Origin of the sequence: Psychrobacter sp. (assembly GCF_030457785.1) — a bacterium.
Taxonomy (GTDB): Bacteria; Pseudomonadota; Gammaproteobacteria; order Pseudomonadales; family Moraxellaceae; genus Psychrobacter.
In genome coordinates this window covers 1-11,099 of sequence record NZ_JAKDUI010000073.1, presented here as the reverse complement: position 1 = coordinate 11,099, position 11,099 = coordinate 1, and the positions used below count along the sequence as shown (strand labels likewise).

3 protein-coding genes and 2 pseudogenes are annotated in these 11,099 nt (G+C 44.7%); 2 read left to right on the top strand and 3 right to left on the bottom strand.

The window, feature by feature from the left end; all coding sequences use genetic code 11:
• The 3 genes and pseudogenes from L0J61_RS05265 to L0J61_RS05255 all read right to left on the bottom strand — a co-directional run.
• A pseudogene (locus L0J61_RS05265) lies at window positions 1–647 on the bottom strand (hypothetical protein); the annotation flags it as partial.
• A 48-nt stretch (window positions 648–695) separates the two neighbouring features.
• A complete protein-coding gene (locus L0J61_RS05260; protein WP_301465294.1) occupies window positions 696–5,234 on the bottom strand; it encodes a UvrD-helicase domain-containing protein in 4,539 nt (1,512 codons plus the stop codon).
• A gap of 67 nt (window positions 5,235–5,301) precedes the next feature.
• Window positions 5,302–9,765, bottom strand: coding sequence for an exodeoxyribonuclease V subunit gamma (locus L0J61_RS05255; protein ID WP_301465293.1), 4,464 nt, complete (start codon window positions 9,763–9,765; stop codon window positions 5,302–5,304).
• 259 nt (window positions 9,766–10,024) lie between these two features.
• On the opposite strand from L0J61_RS05255, the gene L0J61_RS05250 reads away from it, so the two are divergent.
• Entirely contained in the window at window positions 10,025–10,543 is a 519-nt protein-coding gene (locus tag L0J61_RS05250; protein WP_301465292.1) for a hypothetical protein, read from the top strand.
• A gap of 75 nt (window positions 10,544–10,618) precedes the next feature.
• Window positions 10,619–11,099 (top strand): annotated as a pseudogene (locus L0J61_RS05245) (hypothetical protein); the annotation flags it as partial.

Below are 11,099 nucleotides of genomic sequence, written 5' to 3'. Positions count from 1 at the left end.
TTTTGGATTTCTTTCTCAAAATTGCTTAGGCTATTTCCTATTGAGTTAGCATCTTCTGCTATTTGTTTTAGTGATTGATAGAGCTTGATACAGATTTGGCGGCGCTGATTAAGTATCTGTTGTTCATACACAGGTAGTACGGATTGGCGCATTGCAGCATCCCAAGTGCCGTCACTTTCTAACAAAGTATTCAAAAAAGTATCTAAAAAAGCACTAGCCGAAATATCAGTCATATTAGCCCTTGCAAGTACAGTGAAAAGCGGCTGTATCAGTGGACCTAGCAGCCTCTTCTGCCAAGCCAAAAGCGTTGTGTTGTCTGCAAACAACAGATCACTGCCATCATCCGTGGCATCGTCAATTACCCACACCGTATGCCCTTCTTCCAAGCGCAGTACCAACATTTCAAATACAGCTTCGAATAGCCACTCCTGATTGTCTGCAACCCCTTTAGCCTCAGCTGATAGCAATTGACCTTGGTACGCCGTCTGTGTTTGTACTCGGCGCTGCAACAAATACCGACCAATCGTCATCGCCCAGCTACTTGCACTCTCTGCTTTGATCTTATTTACGTTACCAGTAATGCTTGCATTCGTACTTACTACCTGATTTTGCTGGCTTACATCGTTTGTACTTTTAATATCACCCATATCATCAACCCACTTTGATCAGTACTTATTTTTTTCTATATTTACAGATTAAATAGTGCTTGGATAACCAAATATATCGTCTAAGGCTTTAACCAGACCTAACGGCACCTGCCATTGGACGCGACCATAATTCTGGACACCTGCAGAATCAATACCACGTAAAAATACATACTCTACTGCGCCTAAGTATTGCATTTCATTACCAACGTAATCGCTAATACGCAGGCGTAAAAACCGATGTAAGGCGACTTGGTAAATGGCGGCTTGTAACCAATAGCCAGCTTTATTCATTGCTGCATTCAGATTTTTTTCGCTATAATTGCTTAGGCTATTTCCTAGATAGTTACTTTTATAATCCACCACATAATACTTGCCAGCGCATTCATAGACGAGATCAATCTCACCGCGTAAATATCGATATATATAATTAGCGTTTTTTTGCGAATTCAGTTCAATATGCTTATCTGGATCATCGGGTAGGTACTCTGAAAAGGCTTGATTAATAAGCTCTGGAACAAAGTCTTCTGACAACCCCATGTTAAACCCAAGCTCGGCAATACGTTGCTTTGTAGGTATCTCTTGTAAGGCACGACCAGACGCCAATAATGGCGCTTTCAACACATCAGCTATCCATGCCATCAACGCATCATGATCGACACCGACTTGAACTGGATCTGCTATATTTACATCTTCAACGCCTTTCTCTAAAAGCCTATCATCATTGGGCTGCAATCGCTGCTGAACGCTAGAACTGGCATAGGTGACGGGTAGTTGGTACTGGCGTACACTCTGGTCAATGACACCTGACCACTGACTGTTATCATTGAAGTTTATTTTTTCAAAGATCTCATGTAAAAAAGTACCCGCGTTGGCGCCTTTAACAAAACGGAAGCGGATATCATCACTGGTAACTGGGTTAGTTGTAGCTACCTCACCCGTTTCATGATTGCCGTTATCGCTGTCACTGTCACTGTCATTAATGTCACCCGTTAAGCCGTCCGCTATGTCTATGTCATCCTCTACCCCGTCATCAAACACTGCCAACGCCTTGCCCTCTTCACTCAGCTGGCGTGATAGCGCAGTAAAGCTAGTCTTTGCCCAACCCTTGAAATAACGGGCTTTAATTTGTGCGTAGGCGTCATCATAATCAATAAGAGTCTGTGCCTTAGCAATGGTTCCATCGCTATTTGGCGACTGTGTCTCACTCGATTTTTTTTCTCGTGACTCTGTATTTGACTTGATGATATCCTGTGCATTGGTTACGACTTTTTCATACTCGAGCCAGCCTACGTGCGCATGCAACCTATCTGGCAACACAAACTTGTGTTCTTCGCAGCTTAACCATTGCAAGCTCGGCTTAAGCTTACATCCTGACGTATTATAGGCATCCTTTAGAACGATATATAACTGCTCACTAGCACGGGTAAAGGCAACATAGCCCAGCCGTCTAAGCTCTTCATAGTTTTCTGTGGTTTCAAATTGGGCGTAATAGTCCGTGTCTACATCCCCTTTGGCCGATTTACCATGCGGTTTACCTTTGCTAGCAGATAACCGGCGCTCTGAGTAACCATTGTCTGTCGTATGCTCATACAAAAATAAATTGTGATCACCGCGACTGCCGGCTTTAGGACTCGCGCCATCCATGCCGACGACGTACACAATCGGGAACTCGAGCCCTTTAGATTTATGAATCGTCATCAACTGCACACCGGATGCTGTTGGCAATGGCTGCTGCCGTGCCCATTCAGGAGTATGACCGCTATTCATATTTTTCTTATACCACGCCAAAAGCTCATGCTCACCGATGTGCATACCGTGCTCTGCCAAAATATCGAGCAAATGACGCAAATCCATGAGCGTACGAGCGCCATCTTCTAACTCAGCAAGTCCTACCCAGACGCTTTGCTTGCTTTGTTTTTGATCGATAGAAGAATAGTGTGTCTCATTGCTACTCGTCAAAGAGTTATGACCAAGCAAATAATGCAGTGCAGACAAAACCCCGTTGTGCTGCCAACGCCAAGCAGCATCTTTCAAGGATAATTGAAAATCCTGATAACGCTCCTTTAACTCAGACAAACCTTCAGATGGCTCTGACACACCTTGTGTATTCGCATCCACATCATTTTCACTTAACATCAAAGCCTGCACTTCATTCAAGCTCATCTGATAAAAGTTACTGGTCAATACTCGATTGATGATGTCTCGACGATGCGGTCTAAGCATGGCTTCGAGCAAAGCGGCTAAGTCAGCAGCAATGGGTGTACTGAAGACATTTTTTTCCGCCGTTTCTATCGTTGGTACACTCAGCTGACCAAGCATGTCTTCAACTTGCTTAAGCTCATGCTTACGCCGACCCAGAACACCAATATCACTTGGCTTAATCGGTCGACCATCAAACGTTTGTTCATTTGCCAGCAGGGCTGCGATATGCAGTGCTGTCAGCTCATAGGCGCTGTACTTGGCGTCTTTGTCATAAGGTAAATGAATCACACTGACAGGATTGTCTGGCAAAACCTCATTATTCTGCCCTTGTATTTCTGGTTGTTTAAATGACAGCTGTTTATCTACAGGCGTTTGCCATGACAAGCGCAAATCCGTATTAGCCGCCTTTATGTGCTGATAATAAATATGCTTACCGAGTTGTGCCAACTGACTGGCTTTATCGTCAACCCTATCTTCAGTCTCCACTACTGAACTGGGTCTTCCAAACCAATGGTTTAAGGCGCTAATCAAGCGCTCATTGGAGCGACGATTGATATCTAAGCTCATGATAGAACTTTTGTTAAACTTGGCTTTCATGGCGTTATAGTTGGCAACATCACCACCACGAAACCCATAAATCGCTTGTTTTGGATCACCAACGAGCAGCAGGAAACCCCGGGCACCTTTCTTTTGAGACTTTTCTTTCACGCCGTCTTCAGCACCCTTTGTGTCGTTAGCGGCATTATTGCTATTTTTAGACAGATAAATACGCTCAATCATGCGTGCCTGCTCACCATTGATATCTTGTGACTCATCAATCAAAGCCACAGGATAATGGTGACGTATATAGCGTGCCAGCCGCTCACCTTGTTTGCCACATAACGCTTGGTTTAAACGAACCATTTGTAAGGCAAACGTAGTCTCACCGCGGGATTCTAATATCGCTGGCAGCTTTTGACGAACTTTTAGCGCAATATCACGGTTAAGGTTCTCGACGAGTGCATCGAGATAGGATTCAATCTTATTGGTATAATCATATACTGCTTTTAATGCCTGCATGCTTTCAAGATTAATAAAAGCCAGCCGCTGCTCATTTTTATTTTTATTGAAGCCTTTACCACCATCATCCTCACTTATGAACACTTTAGGCACTGCCTCATAGAACTTTTGAGCGTCCTCATCTAGATTCGCAAAAAAAGCGTGACCATATTGCTCCACCGCAGTCTGTATATTAACGATCTTATCAGCCCTAGTTCCGATACTGGCTCGCGCATTAAATCCTTGTTCTTTGCGATAGTCTTTATTGAAATACGGCTCCATATCCTTCAAGTCACACTGCTTAAAATCTTCTAGCACTTTTTGATATGTAGCAAAGTCGGGCTCATCACCCAGATCAACAGCCTCTATCGGTGTCGAGACGAATTGCATAGATTTTTGCGCCACATTTAGGTGGTCAGCAGGCGATGTTAGCCGCTGACTGTGCTGCAGTAACTGATAAACCTCTGGTTGCTGATGGTACAAATAGCTGTGATGTGCGCGCACCGCATCATGAATGATACTCTCTATCACACTCTGCTCTTGGTCGCTGATTTGGATGCCTTGCTGATGTCCAGTCTCGGCACTGTATTCGGATAGCCATTTTTGCGACAAACTATCAAGCGTACCCACAAACAACTTATCTAGCGTCGTCAGTACCAACGCACAGCGCCTCATGGCATCAGCCAGTGAGTAATCTTCGGTATGATCCAGTAAATACGTCAACAGGTATAAGTTAATAGGATCAGCGATTAGGTCAGCATTACCTGACAATTTCGCCTTTTCCTCTAGCCAATCCTTGCGAGCCTTAACTTGCTCATCTCTGATTTTGTTGTCTGACGATGCATCTAATGCACCTGCGCTACTTTCTGCTGATAGCTGTTTATTGGCTTGCTTACCGACGTTCTCATCACCGACAGTGCCATCTTGGCGCTGATTTAACTTTGGATAAAGAACTTGATGCGTATTTGGGTTTGCTTGGACGTTATTAAGCCACTGCAACAATTGATAAAAATCAACCAAACGATCATGGATGCGCTGACGCATTTCAGCAGCAGCAGCGCGGGTGAAGGTGGTGGCAATGATGTGCTCTGGTGCACGTCGCCCCTCGATAAGTAAACGCAACACAATGCCAGTTAATGTCCATGTTTTACCGGTACCAGCAGACGCCTCAATCAGATACTTGCCACTCAATTTAATGAGAATTGCCGGTACTTGCTCTGAATCGTCAGAAGTGACGAAAGTGTTGTTCGTATTCTCGGCATGGTGAGAAGCCTTAATGCAACTATCGCTATCACTGGTCTTGTTACTGGCCTTGCTTTTACTATCAGCGTTATTACGTTTGTCCATAAAAATCACTTGTTTAAAATGCTTGTCATTTGTCGCGATCTATTTGAAATTGCGAGCGCACATCGGTTTATAGTGCTTTTAAAGCCTTATCCATCTCCGAAAATAAAGGCTCAGCCAATACTGGTAGCGCATCCTTCAATTTAGCAAAGGCATCTTGCTTATAAAGCAGGTATTGCCATAACTCGTGTCGCGAGCAGCTATCATAGACAACATCCGTGTTGTAGCCAGGCCACAGCCAGCCATCAAAGTCGCTTGGTTTCATCTGATAGTCTGTGTCCTTCTCTCTCGCTTTGTTAATTTTTTCTAGGTATGAGAGTGCATGGATAGGCAGGACCGTCATTGGGGTCTTGCCAGCAATATGAGCAAACCTGATCCATTTGAGCAGTTCAGCGACAGCAGCATCATAAGCCATCGGTGCCAGCATAAAGGTGGTGTCTTTTTTAGAAAACTTATACTCGTCGCTGCCTTTATTGAATCGCCAAATACTTCTACCATCACCCGCTACCACTTGTGCTTGCGTGGTGCGCCGTGCTACCTGCCAATAGACATGCGCCAACCAAAACCGTAATAAATAGGTAGTACGGGCACTGTTGGGTAAAATGTTTAGCCACAGCTTCTGTGAGCCAGCCGGAACCATTCCCTTGATAGGTAGTTGACCATGAGTATTTATATCTGGGGTAACCACTGTCGTCATCACCTCAACACAAGGCGTCAGCAGTACATGACTGGCGTTGCTTTTGTTTCTGTCATCCTCGCTATGTCTATTATCACTTCTAGGAATTTCTATACCCAACGCCCGTAACTGCTCAGAAAATGCTTGGCACTGCTTTTGTAACTGAAGTTGCTGATACTCTAGCGTCGACTGGCGTGCTATACCTGCGGGCATGACTGGATTATATAGTAGCTTACTGAGAGTGCCAGTCCGTGCCGTAGCAGTCGTATGGTGATTCATATCATCCGGATCAATCGCGGACTCACCAGCAGCCATGCCGATGCTCATACCACTTTTTTTATTTAACTCATCAAGCAGCTGCACATTCACTTCATATGCACTCAAACCAGTTAATGATAAAGGCTCTTGCTGAGCCATCTCATCTTCTGGCAACACCATCTGTACTTGCTGTTCTCGCAAAAAATGCTTGGCTGGGTGACGTACCTGATAATACAAAGACTGCATATCTATTTGGTTAATTTCGATTCGCTCGTCAGCATTTAACGCTTCAACCTTTAAAGTATCAGCCAGCTCAATACGCTGAGCGATACTCTCATACTCCTCTGGGCTTGGTAGAGTAACTTTCATCATTGCTGCGTTGTGGTCTGGTGAGTGCAAGCGCTCAAATACCTCATGCCACACTCGTGCTGGCGCATTGGTACTTTTCTGATAGGTTTTTTCCTTTTTCATGGCATCTGCTAGGAGACCCATCAATGCTTGACCATCATCCTGACTGCTTGAACTATCTACATCCATAGCGGACGGCTCAGCGTCAGACTGTAAAAACACCTCTTCGGCAAAAGGCAATGCTGAATGTTGAGTGACCAACCACTGCTCGATAAGCTTGGGTAAATATCGTTGTACTTGTGCAGCCAGTGCTGATTCAGTCTCGCTACTGTCCTCAGCCACTAACGCACGCTGCTTATTTTTGATTTGCTCAGTCTGTAAAGGGTCCCACTGCCACTGCACCTCTCCTTGTAAAAACTGCAACAACTCACTCACCGGATTGGCAGGCAAATGCTCATGTGTATCCGTGAGCCGCTGACCGTTATAAAAAATCCAACAGGCATTACGGGCACAGAGTAATGCATCCAAAAACGCCCCATTGTCATCGTCTTCACTAAATCTGTCGCCGCGTCGTGCCAGCCCAGACTTCATCAAATCATATCGATTGTCACGGTCACGACTGGGAAACTCAGCCAAGTCCATATTGAGCATCACCACTAAGCCAAAAGGCACATTACGCAACGCGCCAAAACGACCAAAAGTAATCACCCCTGTCGGCTCAGCACTTACTTGCTGACTCTCTAGCTCATCCTCGATACTGTCGAGCATAAAGCTGAGCTTTAACGGCAAGTTATTCACCTGTGATAGCCTTGACTCAACCTGGCTGGCCTCAACCTGCAACGACTCTGATGTGCTTTTTGATGTGTTTACTGCTGCCTTATCTACAGCTGTATTTGACTGGCTATCATCGCTAGTATCAGCCATATCGCCAGTATGGTAGCGTTGATAATGTCGATTGGCGCGCAAGCTACTCTTAAAACCATTCATCGCATTAAAGATAGCGCGCATTGGTCGGGTCTGATCAAGCGCACCAAAATACGGATGAATGATGCTATTCTCAATATTGTTGAGCCAGTCCTCCGCACTATGCGTCGCCTGAAACTCATAACGGCAATGATCAAGTCCACGATGAATACGGCACAACCCTTCAATGATTGCAGCATCTGCCAAACCAATCGCCGATATAGGTACTGTCTTTTCTGCTAAGACATTCTCCTGCCAGTTGTCAGGATAGAGACAATCACTAATATCAGCTTCTGGCATCAGCAATCCCAATGCCAACTTATCCAGCGCATGTGCAAAGCTGAAACGGTAATCATAATCATCTATATCCAGTGTTTGCTGCAAGTGCGCTTCGTCAAATCCTCGTATGAACCCAGCTTGTTCGAGCAAATCACAAGCACGGCTCATCTGCTCATGCGTCAAGCCAAAGCTCTCATAGAGTGGCGATAGCATCAGCCAATCAAAGACTTCCGCCGCTTCAAACCGAGCGCTATCACTGCCTAAAAGTCCATAAAACCCTCGTATCGCCTCCCACAACTGTTGAATCGACTTATCAACCACACCAGTGACTTTGGCTGGCAACGTCAAACCATCTTGTCCTTGCCCATGAACGAACACAGAATTGATCAGTTCATGATGACGATCGACATCAGGGAGAAGCACGACAATATCAGACAAGTGGCGCTTACTACCGTCTTCATTGGCGTCATTTAACCAACGACCAATCATGCCGCGCAGCACTTCAAGTTGACGTTGCAAGTTATGGCAAGAATGGATGCTGAGGCTGTTGTCATATTGCGACAATTGCCAATGGCGAGGTTGCTCATAGCGTTTATCTTTTAAAATATCATCGCTATACCATAAGTCTGAGCTATCATGATCGTCAGCATTAGCATTCACGTCACTTTGCATTTGTGTATTCAACGCGGCACTCAGACGACCTGCTGTGGTCTGCTGCGTAGCCCCTTCGTCGAGCATCAGCACATCTTGCTGCAAGTGAGCCAACAAACTCAGTGGTTGCTCGGCTATCGTTTCAATAGTATCTATAGTTTTGGTAGGTTTGGTAGGTTTGGTAGTTTCGACTGATTGTTCATCTGTATTTTTAGTCACACTATTATTAGTAATGTTATTAGATGCTTGCTGATCATTGATATCAAACTTATCTTGCCAATCGAGCCGAAATCCTTTTGTATCTTCATTACCAGAAAGACTGGCTAGCATGGCAAAGGTCTCACGCGACTGTTTGCCTAAACGTGACAATAACGTGTGACCATAATCGCGCAAAAACACGTTTTCTGGGTTAATCACTTGCTGACGTTGTAGCCATTGCTTATCGACGATATCTGCCCAAAACAGCTGGGACGGATTGTAGTGTAATAAAACGATATCTACATGAGTCGATAAACGCTGTAAAAAATTCAGCTCATTTTGTGGTAGTTGCTGAATGGTAAAGATATGCAGTTGCGCTGGCAGGATAGCCTGTACATCGACTCCGGTATCGGTTTTGTCTTGTGACATGATTTGCCAAAACCGCCTCTCAACCGACGATCGATGTTCATATACCGAAGCAAACAATAGCCGCCATAGGTGACGCTGAGCGACTTCGAGCTCGAGATAGTGTTCCATCAACCATTCAGGAGTGCCGCTCGCGTATTTGTCGAACTCCATCGTCAGCTTGTCTTTTTCAGCGATGAGTTGCTCTACGTCGACTTGCTTGTTTGCAGACCATAGTTCCAACCAATCCTCACGGTGAGTCAAATACCGGCTAAATACTCTTGAAAAATCTGTCGCCAACGACCACAAGCGCACATCTTGTTGACTGCGATCAGATTCATCGTCCAATAATGCCGATAGCAAAGGATACAAAGGATGCTTATCGTCACCCATAATCTGTGCTTGGTAATAAGTGAAATACCCAAACAAGCGCCATTGCATGACCGAACCAGTCAACACGGCCACCTCTGGTACAGTAATAGCCTCCTTTTCGCGCTGATTAGCCTTTAACCATACGTTATGTTCAGCCAGCACTCTTTGCATCAACGTCCATTGATATTGTCCCCAAAACGTCGTCGTAACCAAAGTACTAATGCCTGCTTGGCTGGCAATAGACTTATCCAGCCAATCACCCAGTACCATCGAAGGAACAATGACAATAAACTCTTCAAAGATAGGCAGGTCTTTAGACTGATAAGCAGCTAACAACTGCTCAACCAACTGTTCGGTGCGATGCGACTGGATAATAGTAAACATATATAAAATAATCTTATTAAATGAGGTCGTGTTGAACATTCACAAAACTTTGCTGTATTGCGCTAGCATAATTATCGACGATAAAATAACATTGAAGATAGAAAATATACCTCAAGGATAGTGTACGCAGACTGACAGTCAGTGTGCCATTGTTGACCACGGTTTACTAGTGAACGAGGCGAACACAGTCATTGTTTACGACAACCGCTGTCGTTATTTCTTTTTTTTAAATTTTTTGTCCCCGAGATTGTTGAGTATTATGCCTTTACGTCCGATTGATGCCACTTTTGTCCACCCTAAACGACGGTTATACGTTGTATACTATCGAGGTGCGTTATGGCAATTACCGCGTATGGAGCTCAGCGATAAAGCTTGGCAAAACAAAAAGCCCTACACCGACGATAACGGTGGGCTATACTTAAGTACCAACCAAGTCATTAGCGACCCTATATTGGCACAGAAACTAAGAACATTAGACTTGCCTGTTGCGGTACATAGAAGCACCCTGCCACGATTTGAAGCATGGTGGGCTACTCATGGTTTTACGTGGCTACAAGACAAAATAAAAACGGGCGAATCGCCCTTAGCTGCACACCGAACAAAAGCAGCTGACAGTCACCCCAGCTCGGTCACCACAGGCGTCACGATCAGTGACGGTGATAAACGTCAGGACATCAAGAGTCATGGCGGTAATAAACAAAACGCACAAGGGCTTGCAGAAAACGATGTGTTTGCAGATATGCTTTCAGATCTGGCAAACGAAGTGCTGAAGCAGTAGATTTTATTACTTTAGGCAGTACAAACTCTCTAAATTACACTCACGACAACTCAATGAAAATAAGCGCGGCCATATATGAAAGGTAATAAACGACTACTGGCTAAATTGGCTATACTGCTGATAGTTGTCATCGCCCTCCTAATGTGGTTATTAAAAAGTTTTCATATAAATTTGGATCCAGTGCCTGTCTTGCATCCAGTGCCTGTCACCGCAAGCAAGACCGATAAGCAATTCTTGGTATATAAGCATGACCATTCGGATGACACCTTGTACTTACTAGCAGAAGACAGCTTACAACAGCCGTTAGATAATGTTATCGAGAGGTTTGAAGCGCGAAACCCAGAGAAAAAAGTGATAGTAGATTATATACCCTCTAACACTATGCCACAGTTACCAACGTATCGTGCTGAGGTAAGTGAGCAAGAAAATACTCTCTCAACAACAGATATGATCATCGCCAACGGTACATTAACAACTGAGCAAGTCATGGGGTTTAAAACTTCCTTGGATGAGCACAACGACACAGCTGGCGACATTGCAGACAACAATCCTACTG